Annotated in this window: 15 protein-coding genes and 2 pseudogenes; 7 read left to right on the forward strand and 10 right to left on the reverse strand. The window is 64.0% G+C overall.

The window, feature by feature from the left end:
• Positions 1 to 9 precede the first annotated feature (9 nt).
• A complete protein-coding gene (locus ACSKB9_RS36425; RefSeq protein ID WP_028339439.1) occupies positions 10 to 1,023 on the reverse strand; it encodes a formamidase in 1,014 nt (337 codons plus the stop codon).
• A 224-nt stretch (positions 1,024 to 1,247) separates the two neighbouring features.
• Here ACSKB9_RS36425 and ACSKB9_RS36430 point away from each other — a divergent pair, with 224 nt between their 5' ends.
• Positions 1,248 to 1,925, forward strand: a complete 678-nt coding sequence (locus ACSKB9_RS36430) for a cysteine hydrolase family protein (RefSeq protein ID WP_438079219.1) — start codon at positions 1,248 to 1,250, stop codon at positions 1,923 to 1,925.
• Between the two features lie 275 nt (positions 1,926 to 2,200).
• Entirely contained in the window at positions 2,201 to 2,812 is a 612-nt protein-coding gene (locus ACSKB9_RS36435; RefSeq protein WP_438079221.1) for a TIGR00730 family Rossman fold protein, read from the forward strand.
• 144 nt (positions 2,813 to 2,956) lie between these two features.
• Here ACSKB9_RS36435 and ACSKB9_RS36440 read toward each other — a convergent pair whose 3' ends face one another.
• The 4 genes and pseudogenes from ACSKB9_RS36440 to ACSKB9_RS36455 all read right to left on the reverse strand — a co-directional run bounded on the left by ACSKB9_RS36440 (position 2,957) and on the right by ACSKB9_RS36455 (position 7,084).
• Positions 2,957 to 3,781 (reverse strand): carbohydrate ABC transporter permease, encoded by an 825-nt coding sequence (locus ACSKB9_RS36440; RefSeq protein WP_038383999.1) that lies wholly within the window; start codon positions 3,779 to 3,781, stop codon positions 2,957 to 2,959.
• Complete coding sequence (locus ACSKB9_RS36445) at positions 3,778 to 4,629, reverse strand: carbohydrate ABC transporter permease (protein WP_438079223.1); 852 nt, start codon at positions 4,627 to 4,629, stop codon at positions 3,778 to 3,780. Before ACSKB9_RS36445 ends, ACSKB9_RS36440 begins: the two co-directional genes overlap by 4 nt.
• Before the next feature lie 164 nt (positions 4,630 to 4,793).
• Positions 4,794 to 6,115 (reverse strand): annotated as a pseudogene (locus ACSKB9_RS36450) (ABC transporter substrate-binding protein).
• A 115-nt stretch (positions 6,116 to 6,230) separates the two neighbouring features.
• A pseudogene (locus tag ACSKB9_RS36455) lies at positions 6,231 to 7,084 on the reverse strand (VOC family protein).
• 78 nt (positions 7,085 to 7,162) lie between these two features.
• On the opposite strand from ACSKB9_RS36455, the gene ACSKB9_RS36460 reads away from it, so the two are divergent.
• From ACSKB9_RS36460 to ACSKB9_RS36470, 3 genes are all read left to right on the forward strand, one after another.
• Positions 7,163 to 8,530: an NAD(P)/FAD-dependent oxidoreductase gene (locus ACSKB9_RS36460; protein WP_438080556.1), complete on the forward strand. Its 1,368-nt coding sequence runs from the start codon at positions 7,163 to 7,165 to the stop codon at positions 8,528 to 8,530.
• Between the two features lie 218 nt (positions 8,531 to 8,748).
• A complete protein-coding gene (locus ACSKB9_RS36465; RefSeq protein ID WP_283090066.1) occupies positions 8,749 to 9,936 on the forward strand; it encodes a 6-phosphofructokinase in 1,188 nt (395 codons plus the stop codon).
• 215 nt (positions 9,937 to 10,151) lie between these two features.
• Positions 10,152 to 11,297, forward strand: coding sequence for a fructose-1,6-bisphosphatase (locus ACSKB9_RS36470; RefSeq protein WP_438079225.1), 1,146 nt, complete (start codon positions 10,152 to 10,154; stop codon positions 11,295 to 11,297).
• 16 nt (positions 11,298 to 11,313) lie between these two features.
• Here ACSKB9_RS36470 and ACSKB9_RS36475 read toward each other — a convergent pair whose 3' ends face one another.
• The 4 genes from ACSKB9_RS36475 to ACSKB9_RS36490 all read right to left on the reverse strand — a co-directional run bounded on the left by ACSKB9_RS36475 (position 11,314) and on the right by ACSKB9_RS36490 (position 16,596).
• Entirely contained in the window at positions 11,314 to 12,939 is a 1,626-nt protein-coding gene (locus tag ACSKB9_RS36475; RefSeq protein WP_438079227.1) for an ABC transporter ATP-binding protein, read from the reverse strand.
• Positions 12,936 to 13,766: an ABC transporter permease gene (locus ACSKB9_RS36480; protein ID WP_438079229.1), complete on the reverse strand. Its 831-nt coding sequence runs from the start codon at positions 13,764 to 13,766 to the stop codon at positions 12,936 to 12,938. The genes ACSKB9_RS36475 and ACSKB9_RS36480 overlap by 4 nt, the downstream gene beginning before the upstream one ends.
• A gap of 2 nt (positions 13,767 to 13,768) precedes the next feature.
• Positions 13,769 to 14,746 carry an ABC transporter permease gene (locus ACSKB9_RS36485; RefSeq protein WP_438079231.1) on the reverse strand — a complete coding sequence of 326 codons (978 nt, stop codon included), beginning with the start codon at positions 14,744 to 14,746 and terminating at the stop codon, positions 13,769 to 13,771.
• 236 nt (positions 14,747 to 14,982) lie between these two features.
• Positions 14,983 to 16,596, reverse strand: a complete 1,614-nt coding sequence (locus tag ACSKB9_RS36490) for an ABC transporter substrate-binding protein (protein WP_438079233.1) — start codon at positions 16,594 to 16,596, stop codon at positions 14,983 to 14,985.
• A 433-nt stretch (positions 16,597 to 17,029) separates the two neighbouring features.
• Between ACSKB9_RS36490 and ACSKB9_RS36495 the strand changes: the two genes are divergently transcribed.
• Positions 17,030 to 17,329, forward strand: a complete 300-nt coding sequence (locus ACSKB9_RS36495) for an HU family DNA-binding protein (protein WP_021077434.1) — start codon at positions 17,030 to 17,032, stop codon at positions 17,327 to 17,329.
• 164 nt (positions 17,330 to 17,493) lie between these two features.
• On the opposite strand, the gene ACSKB9_RS36500 is transcribed toward ACSKB9_RS36495, so the two are convergent.
• Positions 17,494 to 18,273 (reverse strand): SDR family oxidoreductase, encoded by a 780-nt coding sequence (locus ACSKB9_RS36500; protein ID WP_438079235.1) that lies wholly within the window; start codon positions 18,271 to 18,273, stop codon positions 17,494 to 17,496.
• Between the two features lie 165 nt (positions 18,274 to 18,438).
• Between ACSKB9_RS36500 and ACSKB9_RS36505 the strand changes: the two genes are divergently transcribed.
• Complete coding sequence (locus ACSKB9_RS36505) at positions 18,439 to 19,392, forward strand: sulfonate ABC transporter substrate-binding protein (protein ID WP_438079237.1); 954 nt, start codon at positions 18,439 to 18,441, stop codon at positions 19,390 to 19,392.
• Positions 19,393 to 19,911: the final 519 nt, after the last annotated feature.

The following is a 19,911-nucleotide window of genomic DNA, read 5'->3' on the forward strand; positions in this document are numbered from 1 at the left end:
CGGAGGTGGCTACTCGGCGGCCTTCGCGGTCTTGCCGAACATCCGTGTCGGTGCGGGAAAGCCGCAGGACGTGCCGTCGGTGATCTTGACCTGATCTTCCCAAGGCAGGCGGAAGCGGCCGGACACCATGTCCTGCATGAACGTGTAGGGGCAATCCATCGCACCGCCCTTCACCGCGACATAGCCGCGGTGCCAGAGCTGATAGATGTTGTTCTCGACGCCCCAGTTGATCCGCGCCTCGCGCACGAGGTCGGGCCGCACCTCGGCGGTGATGATCTCGTCGGCCCGCCCCGTGGTCCCGTGCGCGATGATGCTGCCGTCGAAATTGACGATCATGCCTTCGCCCATCGAGTCGAACGACCCGTCCGAGCCGCACATGCAGACATTGGCCGTCACCATCAGGTTCTGGAACGCGTTGGCCTGGTTGGTGAAGCGCCAGCTGTCGCGGATCGGCGCGGTGTAGCCTGCGGTGCGGATCATGATCTCCGCGCCCTTGTAGGCGCATTCGCGGGCCATTTCCGGGAACATGCCGTCATGGCAGATGATCAGCGCGATCTTCGCGCCTTTCGGTCCATCGATCACGGGAATGCCGATGTTGCCGGGCTCCCACGGCTCGACCGGAATCCAGGGATGGAATTTGCGGTAGTACAGCTTGATATCGCCGTGATCGTCGATGATCAGCCCTGAATTATAGGGATTACCATGCGGGTTGAACTCCATGATGGAGAAGCAGCCCCAGATCTTGTTCTCGATGCAGGCCCGCTTGAAAGCCGCGACTTCAGGCCCGTCGAGCCGGCACATGATCTCCGGATTGGTATCCATCGAGAGGCCGTGCAGCGAGTATTCGGGGAACACGACGAGGTCCATGGTTCCGAGGTTGCGCCGCGCCTTGCCGACCATCCATACGATGCGCTCCGTCTGCCGTGCCAGGTCGGACCTTGTCGCAACCACAGGCAACTGCAGCTGCACCAGTCCGATCACGACGCCGTTCGGTGATTTGTTGAGACCGCCAAGTCCATTCATGCCTGTCCTCCCGCCTGTTTGAAATGGGCTGTCATTTCGCGAACGATGATCTTCGTTCGGTCGGGCTCCCAGCTAGCAACGATCATGCCAGCAAGATCGCAGAATGCGCAAATGCAGCGTACGGTCGCATGCTGATCGGGATCGCCGCGATGCGCCGCATCATTGCGCAATGGCACGCGGTTTGCTTAATCAATGCGGGTTTTCTCGCATTCGGGGCGTGCGTCATGGCGAATTCAAGCGGGACAATCGCGGCGGAGCCGGCGCCGATCACGCTCGACTGGAGCAGGACCGCGCTCGTCATCATCGACATGCAGCGCGATTTCATGGAGCGAGGGGGCTTCGGCGAGACGCTCGGCAATGACGTCAGCCGGCTTGCCCGCGCGGTGCAGCCGATCGCCGCGGTGCTCGCGGCGGTGCGCGACGCCGGGCTGCTCGTGGTCCACACCCGCGAGGGCCATCTGCCCGATCTCTCCGACGCGCCGCCGGCGAAGGTCGAGCGCGGCGCGCCGTCGCTTCGGATCGGCGATCCCGGACCGATGGGACGAATCCTGATCCGCGGCGAGGCGGGGCACGACATCATTCCGGAGCTCTATCCCCTCGACAGCGAGATCGTGATCGACAAGCCCGGCAAGGGCGCGTTTTACGCCACCGAATTCGGCGACATCCTGCAGAAATACGGCATCGAGAATCTCCTGGTCTGCGGCGTCACCACCGAGGTCTGCGTCAACACCACGGTGCGCGAGGCCAACGACCGCGGCTACCGCTGCATCGTGATCTCCGACGGCTGCGCGTCTTATTTTCCGGAATTCCACGAGATGGGCCTGAAGATGATCAAGGCCCAGGGCGGCATTTTCGGTTGGGTTACCGATTCGGCCGCGGTGCTGGAGGCGCTCGCTGCATAGAGCATGCGACCGCGAAGGCACCGGGCTCCCTCTCACGCGTGTGGGAAAGAGAAGACTTCGTAGCCCGGATGCAGCGAAGCGAAATCCGGGACCGGTCTTCACGCAGGCCCAGAATCCCGGATTACGCTGCGCTTCATCCGGGCTACAAGGCTGGAGGCGCTCGCTGGCTAGAGGGGCGAGCGACGCGTCAGGGATATCGCCTTTGTGACCCAAAGCGGACTCTGGCGAGCACAACAAGCTTGACGCTATGGCCGTGCATCGCGTTTATCCTCCACATGAGCACGATCAAAGCAGTCTGCGTCTATTGCGGCTCCTCGCCCGGTCATGATGTTGCCTACGTCGAGGCAGGCGAACGATTGGGACACGCTCTTGCCGCATCGGGATTGACGCTGATCTACGGCGGCGGAACCCATGGTGTGATGGGCGCGGTCGCTCGCGGCACACTGAATAACGGCGGCAAGGTCGGCGCGATCATTCCGAGATTTCTCACAAACTGGGAAACGACGACTGATGCGCTCAAGATGTTCGAAGACTTGACGATCACAGACACCATGCACGAGCGCAAACACAGAATGTTCGAGCGTTCTGATGCCTTCGTGGCACTTCCGGGTGGCATCGGTACCGTCGAGGAAATCGTGGAAATCATGACTTGGGCCCAGCTTGGGCAGCACCGTAAGCCGATGGTCCTGGTGAACATCAAAGGGTTTTGGGCGCCGATGATGGCAATGCTGGACCACATACGCAGCGCAGGTTTCCTTCATAGAGACCACCTGCTTCAACCCATTATCGTTGATCGTGCCGAGGACGTAATCCCCGCGATTGTCGCGGCCGCTGCTAAAGAGAGCGCGTCCGAAGTCGGTGGTTGGTCGATCACCGACAAGATGTAGATTTCAGTGTCCTCAGACTTAATGGGGCCGGGTGCCATCGGCTTCCGCTATTGGCCTCAGCCGACATGACCGAGCGCGTTTCGTTTGTCCGCTTCTGACGGTAATGCAGGCGTCATTCGGCAGGCGGACTTACGAGTACGCGCTCTAGCCGCCTTTCACCGCACCCGCCGTCAGTCCCGCCACGATCTGCCGCTGCGCCATCACGGTGAGCAGCAGCACCGGCGCGGTCACGATCAGCGCGGCGGCGGCGAGCGGGCCCCAGCTCAGCTGATCGAACGAGATCATGTTGTAGACCGCGACCGGCAGCGTGCGGGTCTCACGCCCGGCCAGCACGATGCCGAACACGAAATTATTCCAGGAGAAGATCACCGCGAGGATGAAGGCAACCGCAAGGCCGGGCTTGGCGATCGGCAGCGCGACATGGCGGAACACCTGCCAGCGCGTCGCGCCGTCGATCAGGGCAGCTTCCTCCAGCTCCAGCGGCGTGGTCTCGAAATAGCCGATCATGATCCAGATCACGATCGGCACCGTGACCACGAGATGGATGATGATCTGCGGCACCAGCGTGCCGAGCAGGCCGAGCCACTGGAACAGCAGGAACAACGGGATCAGATACGACAGGCCCGGCGTGATGCGCGCGATCAGGATCACGATCGCCGATTTATGCGCCGCCATCCGCGCGATGCCGTAGCCGGCGGGCACGCCGACCAGCATCGCAAGCCCCGTGGCGCAGCCGGTGACCACAAGGCTGTTGCTGAAATAGGTCAGGAACCGGTTGGACGCGAACACGTCGGCATAGTTCTTCCAGGCGATATGCTCCGGAAAGAACACCGGCGGGTAGGAGGCGTTGTCGATCTCGAATTTGAGCGACAGCGAGGCCATCCAGAGGAAGAACAGGATCGCCGGCGAGACGATGACGAACACCGACAGCCAAAGCCCGATCCGCCCGAGAATCTGGCGCGGGTTCATGCCTCGCCCCCGAGTTCAGATGTCCACAGCAGGCGCTTGCGCAAGTAAAGCAGCAGTGCCGCCAGCGCCACGATCAGGAGGAAGAACACCACCGCGATCGCCGAGCCGTAGCCGAGGTCGTAATAGACGAAGGCGACGCTGTAGAGATAGACGTTGATGGTCTCCGACGCCGAGCCCGGCCCTCCTTGCGTGATCGCGAAGATGATGTCGAAGCTTTTCACCGCGTCGATCATGCGGATCATGCCGGCGATGAACAAGAACGGCATGATCAAGGGCAGCGTGATGAAGCGGAACACCTGCCAGAAATTGGCACCGTCGATCTGCGCGCTCTCGTAGGGTTCGGTCGGGATCGCGGCGAGGCCGCCGAGCACGATCAGCATCACCAGCGGCGTCCATTGCCAGGTCTCGACCAGCACCAGCGAGGGGATCACCGTCGCCGGGTTGAACACCCAGAGCTGCGGCGGCAGCCCGACCAGCGACAGCAGATAGTTCAAGACGCCAAGCTGCGGGTGGAACATCATGGTCCACACCAGCGCGATCGCCACCGGCGTGGCCATCATCGGCATGATGAAGATGCCGCGCAGGAAACCGCGCGCGGCGAATTTCTGATGGAATACCACCGCCGCCAGCGTGCCGAACACCAGCGGCAACAGCACTGACAGCGCTGTATAGGACAGCGTGTGCCCGACCGCCTCGACGAAGCGCGGATCGGTCGGCAGCCGCAGATAGTTCGCGAGCCCCACGAACACGGTCGGGGAGCCGACCTTCCATTCCTGCAGGCTCATCCAGATCGTGAAGACCCACGGAAAGATGATCACCGCCAGCACCACGACGAGCGCCGCGATCACGAACGGCCAATAGGACGGCGGACGCCATTCACGCGCCGGGGCGGCCTCTCCAGAGCCTGCGGCTCTGGACTCTTGCTTTGACGCGTTTTCTTCACGCGAACCGGTACCCACTTCGCTTGAAAACGCTTTGCTGGCCGCCGCCGGCTCAGTCTGAGTCACCACGCTCACGCTTTTTCGCTACGCTCCAGGATGGGCGGAATTGCTCGTGCGCCTTTTTCAGCTCGGTGGCGGGGTCGGCGCCCGACAGCGTCGCGGTCAGCGCCGCGCCGACGATGTCGCGGAATTCGGCGACCGGGATGATGACGGGCAGGCCGAGCTTCGAGATCTTGGCGGAATCGACCACCGACTGCAGCCATTCCTTGGTCTTCACGCCCTTGGCGACCTCGGCATCGTCGACGATGGAGTTGCGGAACGGCACGCCGCCGCCGGCCTGCAGCAGGCGCGCGCCCTGTCCGCGCGAGACCACCCATTGGCAGAGCAGATAGGCGGCTTCCTTGTTCTTGCTCGCCGCGGCGATGCCGACGCCGTCGCCATAGGTCGAGGAGAACTTGCCCTTGGGACCGGCGGGTACCAGCGTGTAGCCGACCTTGCCGACGACGCGCGAGGCGGCGGGATCTTCCAGCGGCGGCGCCCAGCCGTCGGCGTCGATCCACATCGCGGACCTGCCCTGCGTGAAGGACGCCATCGACTCCATCCAGTTGAAGCCGGCGACGCCGGGAGGCGCGCATTTCGTCAGCAGGCGCTGATAGAGCTTGGTGGCCTCGATCGCCTCGGGGCCGTCGGTCAGGATGTTGCCCTTGGCATCGAGGAATTCGCCGCCATAGTTCAGATAGAAGTTGGTCCACATCGCCATGTTGGCGTTGCGCAGGCCGCGGCCGACGAAGCCGTAGATGCCTTCCTTCGGATCGGTCAGCTTCTCGGCCGCGATTGCCATCTCCTCGAGCGTCTTCGGGACCTCGACGCCCTTCTTCTGGAACAGCTCCTTGTTGTAGTAGAGGATGAAATAGTCGACCGACCATGGCAGCGACAGCATCTGGCCCTTGTCGTTGCGCGCATATTGCAGCCCGGCCGCCGAGAAATCGCTCTCGACGAGGTCCGGCGGCGTCATGCTCGGATCCTTCAGAAAGCCCGACATGTCGGCGAGCCAGCCGGCCTTCTCGAACTGCCGCTTCTGCACGTGATAGCTGAGGTGCACGACGTCGAAGCTCGGCTTGCCCGAGGACAGCTCGATCACGCATTTCTGGCGCTGCTGCTGCTCGGGGATCTGCTCCGACTCGACCTTGATGCCGGTGAGCTCGGTAAATTCCTTGATGTATTTTTGCAGATCGTCGCCGCGCGGCCCCTTGGCGAGAATCACCTCCAGCGTGGTGCCGGAATATTTCTTCCAGTTGACGTCGGCGCGGGCCGGAAATCCGGTCAGTCCAACCGCGCCGGCGGCCGCGGTGCCGGCCAGCATCTGCCGGCGCGAGATCAGGTGATGCGACATGTTTCTCTCCCTGGACGGTTCTTGTTTGGGAGAGATACTAGCGCCTCAACTTTCTGTGCCTAGTCCCACATGCGCGGCGCCGTTGCATAACGCTGCGCCGCGCATGGTATGGCAGCTATGCCTTGACGAAAGCGAGCAGGGTGCCGTTGCCGGAAGCCGGCGGCACGGTGATGCTATTGCCGCTCTTCACGCCGGCTGAGCCCAGCGCTTTCTCGGTCGCGGCAAGGTCGGCCGCGATCACGAGGCCGGCGCCGCCGCGGTCGGGCAGGCCGTCCAGCGATACGCCGGGATAACGTTTGCCGAGCTGGTCCCTGGTCAGGAACACGAAGTCGGCGCGGTTGCCGCCGGACGGCACCGCAACCGCACCGTCGGCGTCGTTCCTGACGGCGACGTCGATCATCCTGGAGAGATGCGCGGCATCGGCTGCGGGATCGGGCGAGACCATCAGCACCTGCTTGAGGCGTTTTGCCCATTGGCGTGCGTCATCAATTCGGGAATCCACACCGTCTCGCGGGTCTTGTGCTGGCAGGCGAAGATGCGGACGCCGCCGGGCGCCTCCGCGGTCGGCCACTGGAAGGTGCGGAATTTCGCCGCGGAGACCGTGCCATCAGGCAAGGTCACCGGGCGTTCGAAATCGGTCGGCCCGATCGGCGCATAGCCGCGCGCGCGAATCTCCTCGGCGCCAGCAGCGGAATCCACCGCGGTGAACGCGATGCGTTCGATGCCCTCGCCGCGCTTCTCGAGGAAGGCGCGCGCCGGAGCGTTGTGTTCGGTCGGGGTCAGCACGCCGAGCAATTCCATATAATCGGGGTCGAACATGATGGTGTAATTGCCCGATCCCATATGCGCGCTATGGGTGCCGCGCGGCGACACGGTGAAGCCGAGCCGCTTGTAGTTCTCGGCCGCCTTGTCGAGGTCCTTCACCATGACCACGGCGTGATCGATTCCGATGACGTTCTTGAGTGCCACTTGTTGTCTTCCCGGCTGGAATAGGAGAGTAGAGTAAAGCTAACCAGAATGACCGGGCGGCCGCAAGGAAGGATCATGATGAACAGCAATGCCGTGCGCTGGCCCAATTCGCTCTGGGCAGCAGTGACGCCCTCCGGCCCCGATTGTCCCGAACTGACTGGCGCGCAGCAGGCCGACGTCGTCATCATCGGCGGCGGCTTCACGGGTCTATCGACCGCACTGCATCTGCGCGAGGCCAATGTCGATGTTGCGATCGTCGAGGCCGCGGAGCCGGGCTGGGGCGCCTCGGGGCGCAACAACGGCCAGGTAATCCCGACGCTGTCGCGTCCCGATCCCGACGACATCATCGCGAGGCACGGCGCGGCCGGCGAGCGCTTCGTCGCGATGCTGCGCGACAGTGCGGCCATGCTGTTCGACGTCGTCAGGCGTTACAACATCGAGGCCGAGCAGGAGCAGGCCGGCTGGGTGCAGCCGGTGCATTCGCCCGGCCGCATCAAGATCGCCGAGCGGCGGGTGCAGCAATGGTCGAAATTCGGCGCGCCGGTCGAATTGCTGTCGCGCGATCAGACCAGCGACATGCTCGGCTCGGATGCGTGGTACGGCGGCTTCTGGAACAGGACCGGCGGCCACGTCAATCCGCTGGCGCTGGCGCGGGGCCTTGCGCGCACCGTGCTCGGCCTCGGTGCGCGGATCTATGCCCGCTCGCCGGCACTCAGTTTCGAGCGCCGCGGCGATCGCTGGGTGGTGAAGACGGAAAAGGGTGAGATCTCCGGCCGCGCGCTGGTGGTCGCGACCAATGCCTATAGCGGCGAGTTCGCGAAATCGCTGGTGCCTGAGATCGCAACCGAGGTGATGCCGGTGCTGTCGTGGCAGATGGCGACGCAGCCGCTGTCGGACAATGTGCGCAAGACCATCATTCCCGGCCGGCAGGCGATGTCGGACACCCATGGCGAACTCTATTTCGCGCGCTACGACGCCCGCAACCGCCTCGTCACCGGCGGCGCCGTGCTCGGTCCGGGCGACAAGACCGGGCGGCTGAAGGCGCGGGTGACCGAGCGGTTGCAGCGTTTGTGGCCGCAGATCGGCGACGTCTCGTTCGACTATGTCTGGAACGGCTATGTCGGGATGACCGCGGATTTCCTGCCGCGCATGCACCGGTTGGGACCGAACGCCTATGGCTGGACCGGCTGCAATGGCCGCGCGGTCGCGTTGACGATCCCGCTCGGTCGCGAATTGGCACGCGCGGTGCAAGGCGTCCCGAAAGGCGAGCTGGCGCTGCCGTTCTCCGAGCCGGTGCAGTACATGGCGCATGGATTGCTCCGCAAGCTGGCGCCCTGGATGCTGGTGCTCTACCGGCGCCGCGATGCACAGGAGCTGGTCAAGGGCGATCGATTCGAGTTGCTGCGCTGGGCCGAGTACTTCCTCGCCTCGCGCCGTTCGCGGTAAGCGCGGAGCAACGTCGCGCCACGCACGCGAGATAAAGGGCATGGAGGGGCAAGCCGCCCGAGTTGGGGACTGGTCAGAGGACGTCGCTGGAAGATTGGGGCCCAAGCAGGTTCGGGTGGGTGCCGCGATCACGAGGATTCCGCCGTTGGCGGATAGCGTTGTGGAAACCCCGACGCGACGCAGGCGTTATTGCCAGATAGCAACCCTGGGAGGTGGGCATGGCGAGGAAGCGGATTGGTATTCTCACGGGAGGCGGTGACGTCCCCGGCCTTAACGCGGTGATCAAGAGCGTGACTTATCGCGGCAGTGAGGACGACATCGAGGTTGTCGGTCTCCGCCGGGGCTGGGAGGCCCTCACGCACCTGAACCTCGACGACCCGTCGAGCAAGTCCCATTACATCATCCCGCTGAACCGCGAAAATACGCGCGTCATCGACCGGCGCGGCGGCACCGTGCTGCACTCGAGCCGCACCAATCCCTCCAAAATGAAGAAGTTGCCCGATCATCTCGCGGGTCGCGACTTTCCGGTTTCCCAGAGCACCAAGGGTGGCATCGCAACCACGACGTGGGACCTCACCAACGAGGTGCTCGCGAACCTCGCGGGGCTCGGTATCGAGCATCTGATCGCCATCGGCGGCGACGATACGCTCAGCTACGCGGACAAGCTCAACAGGCGAGGCGTCAAGATCATTGCCATCCCGAAGACGATGGACAACGACGTTCGCAACACCGAATACTGCATCGGCTTCTCGACCGCGATCACCCGTGCCAGCGATGCCATCCAGCGCCAGCGCACCACCGTCGGCTCGCACGAGCGAATCGGCATTTTCCGCGTCTTTGGTCGCGATGCCGGCTTTACGGCACTCTATACCGCATACGCAACCTCGATCCGATGCGCCATACCGGAGTACAAGGTCAATCTCGACAAGCTGATCCAGCTTCTCCTCGATGACAAGCACGGCAACCCAAGCAACTACGCGCTGATCGTGCTGAGCGAGGGCGCCGAGTGGGAGGGCTACAAGGTGCAGGAATTCGGCGAGCCTGACGCCTACGGTCACCGCAGGAAGGCGAGCGTGGCCGAAGCGTTCGCGGACGAGATCAAGCGGCGCACCGGCGAGGAGACCATCGTCTCTGACCTCACCTACGACCTGCGGTCCGGCGATCCGGACTTCATCGACAAGCTTGTGGCGCTGACGTTCGGCAACATGGCTTACGATGCGATCCTGGAAGGCAAAACGGGCCTCATGTCGGCGCTGGTCGAGGGCCGCTACGACCTCGTGCCGATCCCCGACGCCAAGCTCGGGCCACGCAAATTGGACGTCGCAAGCGCGTACAACACTGAGCGCTACCGTCCTCTCTATTCCAACAAGCGGGGCCTGCCGATCTTTCTCAACCGCGCTTCATAGGGCGGGTGGTAACCCCATCGGGCATGACGAGTTATTCCAGATGCGTCGATAGCCCGTATCGACACGCGGTGACGGAGGGGCCATAGTTCCGCAAGGAATTTGCGCGGGGAACCTGTCGCACCAAGCGACGTTCTTTTTCGCAAATGAGCGCGCCGTCGCCCCCGGCGCAGCGAGCGCCGAGGCGAAGGCGCTGCGCTGCGGTCGGAGGGATGCTCATGAAACTCACCATTTCGGTCATCAAGGCTGACATTGGCTCCGTTGGGGGCCACACGAAACCATCTGCGCGCATGATGGCGGCTGTCGAAGGGGAGGTCGCGAAAGCGATCGAAAACGGTCTCCTGATCGACGGGTTCGTGCGCCATACCGGCGACGATATTGCGATCGTCATGACGCACACGCGGGGCGAAGGGAGCTCCGAAGTCCACCAATTCGCCTGGAAGACGTTTCTCGCGGCCACTGCGGTTGCGAAGGCCTCCGGGCTCTACGGCGCCGGCCAGGATCTCCTCGTCGACGCCCCGTCCGGAAACGTTCGCGGCGCGGGCCCGGCCGTCGCCGAACTCAGCTTCGACCACAGCCTCTCGGGCGCGAGACCCGCGGAGTCCTTCATGGTGTTCGCCGCAGACAAATGCGGCCCCGGCGCCTACAACCTGCCGCTCTATCTGGCTTTTGCCGATCCCATGTATTGCGCCGGGCTGATGCTGCCCCCGATGATCAAGGGCTTCCGTTTCCATATCATCGATATGGACAACACGGCCGGCGACAGCGTGATCGAACTCGATGCGCCCGCGGACGGCTACCACATTGCGGCGCTGCTTCGCGACAACGAGCGCTTCGGCATTGATCGCATCGTCTCGAAAACCTATGGCGAGGTCGCCGTCGCCGTTTCGGCGCAGCGCCTTCACTCCATCGCAGGCAAGTACACCGGCAAGGATGATCCGGTCGCGGTCGTCAGGAACCAGGGCATTTTCGCGGCGCCCGAAGAAATCATCTCGCCGTTCACCAAGGCGCACTTCGTGGGCGGCGATGCGCGCGGCTCGCATGTGATGCCGCTCATGCCGGTGCCGCTCAACACCCCGGTGACGGGGATGTATTGCCTGCCGATCGTTTCCTGCGTCGGCTTCTCGATCGACCGGGACGGGAAGTTCTCGGAGTCCTATACCGATTTCTTTGACAACCTTGCCTGGGACGAGGTCCGCCAGCGCGCGCAGCGCAAGGCGATCGAGATGCGCAGCCAGGGCTGGTCCGGCGCTGCGATGCTGCCTTATTCAGAGCTGGAATATGGCGGCTTCCGCGACACGGTATCCGGATTGCTGAAGCGCTTCCGGCTGCGCGAGGAGCACAAGCCGCAAGCGGCGGAGTAGGGTCGCGCGTGCTCGGCTACACGGTTGCGGTGCCGTGCTCGCGCGCAAACGCGCCGCCGGGGATCGCCGACAGCAGCGCCTGCGTATAGGGATGCTGCGGCCTGCCGAACACCTCGGCGGTCAGCCCTTGCTCGACCACGGCGCCGTCCTTCATGACGGCGACGAGATCGCAGATCTGGGCGGCGACGCGCAGATCGTGGGTGATGAAGATGATGGAGAGGCCAAGCTGCTGGCGCAGCCCGGCGAGCAGCTTCAAGACCTGCGCCTGCACCGAGACGTCGAGCGCCGAGACCGGCTCGTCGGCGACCAGCACATCCGGCTTCAGCGCCAGCGCGCGGGCGAGCCCGATGCGCTGGCGCTGGCCGCCGGAGAATTCGTGCGGGTAGCGATCGCCGGCGGACGGATCGAGCCCGACCAGCCCGAACAGCTTTCGCGCTTCCGCGATCGCGGTGGCGCGGTCGGTGCCGTGCACGATCGGTCCCTGCGCCACCAGCTCGGCCGCCTTGCGGCGCGGATTGAGCGAGGCGAACGGATCCTGGAACACCATCTGGATGTGGCGGGTCTCGCGCCTGATGTCGTCGCGGCCGAGCTTTGCCCAGTCCTTGCCGTCGAGCACGATCGACCCGGTGTCGGGATCGATCAGCCGCACGATGCAGCGCGCGAGCGTCGATTTGCCCGAACCGGATTCGCCGACGATGCCGAGCGTCGCGCCGCGCGGCAGGTGCAGCGAGACGTTCTTGACGGCCTCCGTGATCCGCGCGCCGCGGCCGAGGAAGCCGCCGGTGCGGTAGGTCTTGGAGACGCCGTCGATGGTCAGGATGTCCTTGCCGGACAGGATGCGTGGCGGCGGTGCCTTCAGCGGCGGAACGGCTGCGATCAGCTGCTTGGTGTAGGCATGCTGCGGATCGTTCAGCACCTCATCGGCCGCGCCTTGCTCGACGATCGCGCCGTGCTGCATCACCACGACGCGGTCGGCGATCTCGGCGACGACGCCGAAATCATGGGTGATGAACAGCACCGCGGTCTTCTTGCGCCGCTGCAAATCGCGGATCAGCTTCAGGATCTGCGCCTGCGTCGTGACATCGAGCGCGGTGGTCGGCTCGTCGGCGATCAGGAGCTTGGGGTCGAGCGCGAGTGCCATCGCAATCATCGCGCGCTGGCGCTGGCCGCCGGACAGCTCGTGCGGGTAGGCTTTTGCGGCAGCCTTGGGGTCGGGAATGCGGACGTCCTCGAGCAGCGCTAGCACGCGAGCATTGATCTCGGCCTTCGAGAGAGCGGTGTGGATCGCAAACATCTCGCCGATCTGGTCGCCGATGGTGCGCAGCGGGTTGAGCGCGGTCATCGGCTCCTGGAAGATCATCGCGATCCCGGCGCCGCGCACATCGCGCATCTCTGCGCTATCGGCGGCGCAGAGGTCGCGGCCGTCGAACATCATCCGGCCCCGTTCGATCGTCACCTCGTTCGGCAGCAGCCGCATGATGGCGTTCGCCATCATCGACTTGCCGGAGCCGGACTCGCCGACCACGCAGAGGATCTCGTTGGAGGCAATTGAAAGCGAAACGTCGGACAGCGCATGCGGGCGGTCGGCGCCTTTGGGCAGGCGCACCGTCAGGGCATCGAGCGAAAGGACCGTCTCGCTCATCGGCTCTTCAGCCTCGGATTGAGCGCATCGTCGAGGCCCTGGCCGACCAGCGACACCGCGAGCACGGTGACGAGGATCGCAATGCCGGGGATCGCCGAGACGTACCACTGCACCCGGAGCACATCGCGGCCGAGCCCGATCAGATTGCCCCAGGAGGCGACGTTGGGATCGGACAGACGCAGGAAGGCGAGCGCGCTTTCCAGCAGGATCGCGACCGCCATCACCACGCTGGCATAGACGATCACGGGCGGCAGCGCGTTGGGCAGGATTTCGCCGAGGATCAGCTGGACGTCCTTCATGCCGAGCGTCTTGCCGGCCTGCACGAATTCGCGGTTGCGCAGCGACAGGAATTCGGCGCGGGTCAGCCGCGCCGGCGCCGGCCACGACACCACGCCGACCGCGATCGTCACTGTGGTCAGGGTCGAGCCGAACACCGCGACCAGCACCAGCAGCAGCACGAAGTTCGGCAGCGTCTGGAACGCTTCGGTGATCCGCATCAAGACATTGTCGACCCAGCCGCCGTAATAGCCGGCGAAGGCGCCGACCAGGATGCCGATCAGGATCGCGATCACGGTGGCGACGCCGCCGATCAGCAGCGAGATCCGCGCGCCGTAGAATATCTGGGCGGCGATGTCGCGGCCGGAATTGTCGGTGCCGAGCAGGAAGCGCGGATTGGAAAACGGCCAGATCAGCGGCCGGCCCGCGAGAGCAAGGGGATCGCGCGGATAGAGGAGACCCGCGCTGATTGCCATCGCGATCACAAGCAGCAGCAGGATCAGGCCGATCACCGCGGCCGGGCTGCGGAAGTAGCGTTTCACGGCATCCATCGTCAGCCCTCCGCCGCGATGCGCGGATCGAGCCGCGCGTAGAGCAGATCGACGACGAAGTTCACGGATATGACGAGCAGCGCGGACACGAAGACGATGCCGAGCAGGGTGTTGAGGTCGCGCTGCACCACCGACTCATAAGCGAGGCGGCCGAGGCCGGGCAGCGAGAACACGCTCTCGACCACGACCGAGCCGCCGAGCATGGTGCCGGCCTGCAGGCCGATCAGCGTCACCATCGGCAGCAGCGCGTTGCGCAGCACATGGTGGGTGATGACATGCGTCTCGTCCAGCCCCTTGGCGCGGGCGGTACGGACGAAATCGAGGTTCAGCACCTCCAGCATCGAGGCGCGCATGATGCGCAAGTAGATCGCGAGGAAGATCAGCCCGAGCGTCAGCGTCGGCAGCACCAGATGCGCCGCGATGTCGAGCATGCGCCAGATTCCGGTCTGGACGTTGCCGATATCCTCGAAGCCGCCCGGCGGCAGCCACTGCAGATAGACCGAGAACACCACGATCGCCATCAGCCCGAACCAGAACGAGGGCGTGGCGTAGAAGATCAGGCCGAGGGTGGAGATCATCGTGTCCGGCCAGCGGTTGACGCCACGCGCGGCGATCACGCCGAACACGAGGCCAAAGAAGAATGCGAACGACAGCGACGCCGTCATCAGCAGGATGGTCGGCGGCAGCCGTTCCAGGATCACGGTCGCCACCGGCTTGCCGTAGATCGAGGAGAAGCCGAGGTCGAGCCGGACCAGGTGCCACAGATAGTTCCCGAGCTGCGCCGGAACCGAGAGGTTCAGCCCGTAGAATTTGCGCAGCGCCTCGGCGGTCGCGGCGTCGCCGCCGCCCATCTGCGCCATCAGCGCATCGACGGTGTCGCCCGGCGCAAGCTGCAGCAGCAGGAACACGCCGATCAGGATCAGGAACAGGGTCGGGATCGAGGCGGCGAGCCGCCGCCCCGCAAGGCTCAGGATACGCATATTTTATCTATAGCGTTTTCGAACGATGTGGACACCGGTTCGGGGTGGGCACCGGCCCCTTCTTACCTCGCCCCGCTTGCGGGGAGAGGTCGGATCGCATCGCCAGATGCGATCCGGGTGAGGGGTACAGGTCTATCGATGGAGCAATATCGTGGAGCGAGCCCCTCACCCCGACCCTCTCCCCGCAAGAGCGGGGCGAGGGAGAAGAGGGCGCCACGCCTAGCGCAGATGTGGCATCATGCACTCAGCCACAGATCGTGCCAGCTCGTCGAGCCCCAGCGCGGGGTGTTGGAGTGGTTGCGCGCCTTGGCCGTGATCACGGTGACGAAGATCTGCTCGATCGGCATCCAGACCGGCAGCTCGGTGTTCACCTCCTTGACGAAATCGGCATAGAGCGCCTTGCGCTTGGCCGGATCGACTTCGGTGGCGGCATCGTCGATGGTCTTGTCGACGGTCTTGTCCTCCCAGCCCCACTGGTTGGTCCACGGCGCGCCCTTGGGCTGGCCGGAGCGGTACCATACCGTGGTCGAGACTGCGGGGTCGTTGCGATACTGGTGCCAGCCGGTCGCGAGATCGAAGGCGTGCTCGTCATAGACCTGCTTGAGGAAGCCGCCGCCGTCGTTGCGCACGATGTCGACCTGGATGCCGACTTCGCCCAGGGACTGCTGGATGAAGGTCGACCACAGCGAGATGTCCTCGCCCCACGGCGCCGGCAACAGCCTCAGCGAGAAGCGGTTGCCGCCGGAGACCTTGAAGCCGGCCTCGTCGAGCAGCGCGATCGCCTTGGCCTTGTCATAGGGATATTGCGGCGTGTTCGGCCCGGGATAGAAGTCGGTCGAGGTCGAGGGGATCGGGCCGGTGCCGAGCTTGGCGAAATCGCCCAGGAAATTGTCGATGAAGAACGGCACGTTGATCGCGTGCGCGATGGCGCGGCGGACCCGGATGTCGGACAGCTCCTTGCGGCGGAAGTTGAACTCGATGGTGTTGGTGCGGGCGTTGCCCTCATTGCCCTTGGTCTGGACGATGAAGCGCTTGTCCTTGCCGAGCCGCGCCATGTCCGAGATCGTGAGGCCCGAGAACGGGCTGTAATGCAGCTCGCCGGCCTCCATCTGGGCGGCCGCGGCGGCGCGGTCGGTGATCACCTTCCAGACGATGCGGTCGAGATAGGGCGCGTTCGGCCGCCAATAGTCCGGGTTGCGGTCGGCGATGATGTATTGCCCGCGCTCGTACTTGACGAATTTGAATGGGCCGGTGCCGACCGGCGCCAGATTGGTCGGGTTCTGTCTGATGTCGCCGCTCTCATAGAGATGCTTGGCGGAGACGTAGCCGAGGTCGGGCAGGGCCCGGAGCAACAGGTTCAGCGGCATCGGCCGCTCGTAGCGGAAGATCGCGGTCTGCGGATCGGGCGTATCGACCGATGTGAGGAACAGCTGCAGCGTCGATCCGTAGTTGAGGATCTTCTTCCACATGTTCATCGCGGTGAAGGCGACGTCATCAGAGGTGAATGGCTTGCCGTCGTGCCAGGTGACGCCCTTGCGCAGCTTGAAGGTGACGGTCTTGCCGTCCGGGGTCGCCTCCCAGCTCTCGGCGAGCACGCCGACCGGCTGGCCGTTGGCGTCGAGGTCGACCAGATTCTCCTGGATCTTGCCGCCGATGATGTAGACGCCGGTCGAGGCCTGGATGCTGGGATTGAGCTGGCGCTGCTCGGCGCCGTAATGGACGTTGAACACGCCGCCCTTGCGCGGGGTTTCCTGCGCGAAGGCCCGCATCGGATTGATGACATCGGCCGCAATCGCGGCCGAGGTCAGAAGGGCCGTGCGGCGGTTGATCTCAAGGCGGCTCAAATCCATACGCGGGTCTCCGGTACTTACATAAAGGCTTGCATCGGGCCGCCAGCCGATCGGTCGTGGCGCCCCTTTGCGATGTTACGATGGAATGGGAATCCGAGTCATTTTCTAATGCCTCGGCCTTTTGGAGGATCGTTTCCGAAACCTGAAGTGGCGCACTGCGGCGCTTCGCAACCCGGATCGAGCGCCGCATTGTCGCAGTTTGGGCCGCGCGGGATGCGTCGAGTGATTCCCTCGAGGGGACGTTTCGGGAGCGCCGAAGCCGCGCAAACCCTGTAATTTTAGGGGTCGGAAGCGCCTTGACTTGAAAAAACACTGGAAAAAACCCTGATTCGGCGGCTGTCCACAGCGATATTGTGGTGGGGAGTGCAGAAAACACTGTTTTTCTCGGCGTTTTCCGCCATATCGTGCCCACTCCAGAATCAATGGAGCAACCATGGCTACCCAACTGTCGAAGTCGCAAGTGATCGAGAAGATCGCGACCACCACCGAACTCTCCAAGCGCGACGTCAAGAACGTTTTGGACTCGCTCGTCGATGTCGGCCACAAGGAGCTGAAGAAGGCCGGGGTGTTCCTCGTCCCCGGCTTCGCGAAGTTCGTTGTGGTCAAGAAGCCTGCGACCAAGGCGCGCAAGGGCACCAACCCCTTCACCGGCGAAGAGATGATGTTCAAGGCCAAGCCAGCCCGGAAGATCGTCCGCGCACGGCCGGTCAAGGCCGCCAAGGACGCGGTTTAAGACGAAAAGGCCTCCGGTGACGGGGGCCTTTTGCTTTTGAGCCGTCGCTTCCTGCCGTTGGTTGCCAGCCCGCGTTTTCCAGCGAGTGGACACCGGCTCGCGTGAAGAAAACGCGCCAAAGCAGAATCTGGAGCTCCGGACCGGGTTGAACCGGGACCGGGGCTCTAGACCACCGGCGACCGGCCACCATCGACATTGATGGCGGTGCCGGTGATGTAGGAGCCTTGCTCCGAGGCCAGGAAGCAGGCGAGGTTGGCGAACTCCTCCGCCGTGCCGATGCGGCCGAGCGGCGTGCCCTTGGCAAGGCCCTTGGCGAATTCCCCGAAATCCGTGTTCGGCGCCTGGGCAGCATGCCGCTTGACCCATTGATCGCTCATGATCAGGCCGACCAAGAGCGCATTCACCAGGATGTTGTGCTCGCCGCCTTCATTGGCCATCACCTTGGTCAGCGCCATGCCGGCCGCGCGCGACACCGAGGTCGGCGCGGAATTGCCGGCCGGCGCCTTGGCAAAGGTGTTGAGCACGTTGATGATGCGGCCCCATCTGCGCTGCTTCATGCCCGGCCACACCAGACGGCTGAAGCGGATCGCGGCGAACAGCTTCAGGTCGAGGTCCTCCTGCCAGGCCTCGTCGCTGATGCTCTCGAACGCCAGCGTGCGTGCCGTGCCGGCGTTGTTGACGAGAATGTCGATCTTGCCGAGATCGGCAACGATCTGGTCGTGAGCCTTGCTGATATCGGAAGCCTTCGCGACGTCGCAGACATAATCGCGTACCACAAGGCCGTCCCTGGCGAGCGCTTCGCGCGCCGCAGCGAGATCGGCCGCGCCGCGGGCGAGGATGGCGACCTTGGCGCCGGATTCGGCAAACCGCCGCGCCACCGCGATCCCGATGCCCTTGCTGCCCCCGGTGACCACCGCGACGCGGTCCTTCATTGATAGTTGCATGCTGCTCTCCCTGTTGTCGTTGCGGACGGCGTCAAAGAAATTCTGCCGCACCGATGCTGCGTGAAAGGCTTAAACCGGAAATCGCCCATCTTTGAAATTGCTGCGATCAGCAAAATCAAACACGCTTGCCCCCTCCAATACTGTCTTTCGAGGGGGAAAGCGAGCATGCGAAACTGGCTGGGTCGAAGTCTTGCGCTGGCGATAGTTGGCTTGCTTCTGGGCTGGAGCGCGCTTCCGTCCGCGCAGGCAAGAGACAAGGTCTTTCGCATCGCGTTCCAGAAGGGCGGCGGCAATCTGATCTTCCTCAAGGAGCGCGGTATCCTTGAGCAGAAATTGGCGCCGCTGGGCTGGACGGTGAGCTGGAACGAATTTCAGGCCGGTCCGCAGCTGCTCGAATCCCTGAATATTGGCGCGGCCGATTTCGGTCCGGTGGGCGAGGCGCCACCGATCTTCGCGCAGGCCGCCGGCGCCAACATCGTCTATGCCGGCTACGAGCCCGCCTCGCCGCGAAACGAGGCGATCATCGTCCCGAAGGACAGCCCGATCAAGACGATACCCGATCTGCGAAAGAAGCGCGTCGCGTTGAACAAGGGATCGAACGTCAATTATTTCCTGGTGCGCGCGCTGGAGGCCAACGGTTTGACCTATCAGGATATCGAGCCGGTCTACCTTGCCCCGGCGGATGCACGCGCGGCGTTCGAACGCGGCGCGGTGGACGCCTGGGTAATCTGGGATCCCTATTATGCTGCGGCGGAAATCGGCCTTGGCGCGCGCAGAATTGCGGACGCGAGCGGCCTTGCAGCCAATGTATCCTTCTACATCGCATCGCGACCGATCGCGGAAGAGAATCCGAAGGTGCTGACCACCGTGCTGACGGCGATCGACGAGATCGATCTATGGATCAGGGACAATCGCAAGCAGTACGCGGCCGAACTCAGTCCGAAGATCGGACTGCCGGCCGACATCATCGAGCGCTCGGTCAATCGCGCCGAGCTCGGCGCGCGGCGCGTGGACGCTTCCGTGCTTGCGGAGCAGCAGAAGATTGCCGATGTCTTCACCCGCCTCAAGCTGATCCCGAAGCCGATCAACGTATTCGATGCCGAATGGAAAACGGAGTGAGCCGGCGGCACTCCCCCATAGGCAAGCTCCAGCGTGTTCCCGAGCAAAGGAGTTTGCTAGGGAGCGCCGGTCTCATCGGGCAACTCGGCGACCAGGAAGCGATCAGAGCCGTCGGCAAATTCATCGGCGACGTCGCGATACACCATCGCTTCCTCGGGGGTGGCCGCACGGATGCGAGCGGGCTCGCATCGCTGCGAAGGCCGGCGGTGTCGACGATGAAACTCCTCTAAGGCCGCGGCGAGCCACGGTGTCCGCAGCAATTGCAGGGCCTGCGCAAGGCTCGCAGCCTCAAACGCGAATGCCGCACGCTGGCGCCTCTCGATCACAAAAACCGCTTGTACCCTGATTGCCATTGTGCGTATCGGGAGCTCTAGAGTGACAGCATCACCAGCAGCGTCATGCAGGCAAGATGCGCTGCGACGATCAGTGCGAGATGGAGCGGACCGGACATCGGATGTCTCCATTGTGGTGCGCGGCCTGATGCGCCGTTATGTGGGCACCGCTGTTTGCCCTCCCTTC

The organism is Bradyrhizobium sp. BR 1433 (assembly GCF_051547665.1).
Taxonomy (GTDB): Bacteria; Pseudomonadota; Alphaproteobacteria; order Rhizobiales; family Xanthobacteraceae; genus Bradyrhizobium; species Bradyrhizobium australafricanum.

What these genes read in the sequence shown, in the direction of transcription:
- ACSKB9_RS36425 (WP_028339439.1), bottom strand. Translation starts at nt 1,023, where the DNA reads ATGAATGGACTTGGCGGTCTCAACAAATCACCGAACGGCGTCGTGATC.
- ACSKB9_RS36430 (WP_438079219.1), top strand. Translation starts at nt 1,248, where the DNA reads ATGGCGAATTCAAGCGGGACAATCGCGGCGGAGCCGGCGCCGATCACG.
- ACSKB9_RS36435 (WP_438079221.1), top strand. Translation starts at nt 2,201, where the DNA reads ATGAGCACGATCAAAGCAGTCTGCGTCTATTGCGGCTCCTCGCCCGGT.
- ACSKB9_RS36440 (WP_038383999.1), bottom strand. Translation starts at nt 3,781, where the DNA reads ATGAACCCGCGCCAGATTCTCGGGCGGATCGGGCTTTGGCTGTCGGTG.
- ACSKB9_RS36460 (WP_438080556.1), top strand. Translation starts at nt 7,163, where the DNA reads ATGAACAGCAATGCCGTGCGCTGGCCCAATTCGCTCTGGGCAGCAGTG.
- ACSKB9_RS36465 (WP_283090066.1), top strand. Translation starts at nt 8,749, where the DNA reads ATGGCGAGGAAGCGGATTGGTATTCTCACGGGAGGCGGTGACGTCCCC.
- ACSKB9_RS36470 (WP_438079225.1), top strand. Translation starts at nt 10,152, where the DNA reads ATGAAACTCACCATTTCGGTCATCAAGGCTGACATTGGCTCCGTTGGG.
- ACSKB9_RS36475 (WP_438079227.1), bottom strand. Translation starts at nt 12,939, where the DNA reads ATGAGCGAGACGGTCCTTTCGCTCGATGCCCTGACGGTGCGCCTGCCC.
- ACSKB9_RS36480 (WP_438079229.1), bottom strand. Translation starts at nt 13,766, where the DNA reads ATGGATGCCGTGAAACGCTACTTCCGCAGCCCGGCCGCGGTGATCGGC.
- ACSKB9_RS36485 (WP_438079231.1), bottom strand. Translation starts at nt 14,746, where the DNA reads ATGCGTATCCTGAGCCTTGCGGGGCGGCGGCTCGCCGCCTCGATCCCG.
- ACSKB9_RS36490 (WP_438079233.1), bottom strand. Translation starts at nt 16,596, where the DNA reads ATGGATTTGAGCCGCCTTGAGATCAACCGCCGCACGGCCCTTCTGACC.
- ACSKB9_RS36495 (WP_021077434.1), top strand. Translation starts at nt 17,030, where the DNA reads ATGGCTACCCAACTGTCGAAGTCGCAAGTGATCGAGAAGATCGCGACC.
- ACSKB9_RS36500 (WP_438079235.1), bottom strand. Translation starts at nt 18,273, where the DNA reads ATGCAACTATCAATGAAGGACCGCGTCGCGGTGGTCACCGGGGGCAGC.
- ACSKB9_RS36505 (WP_438079237.1), top strand. Translation starts at nt 18,439, where the DNA reads ATGCGAAACTGGCTGGGTCGAAGTCTTGCGCTGGCGATAGTTGGCTTG.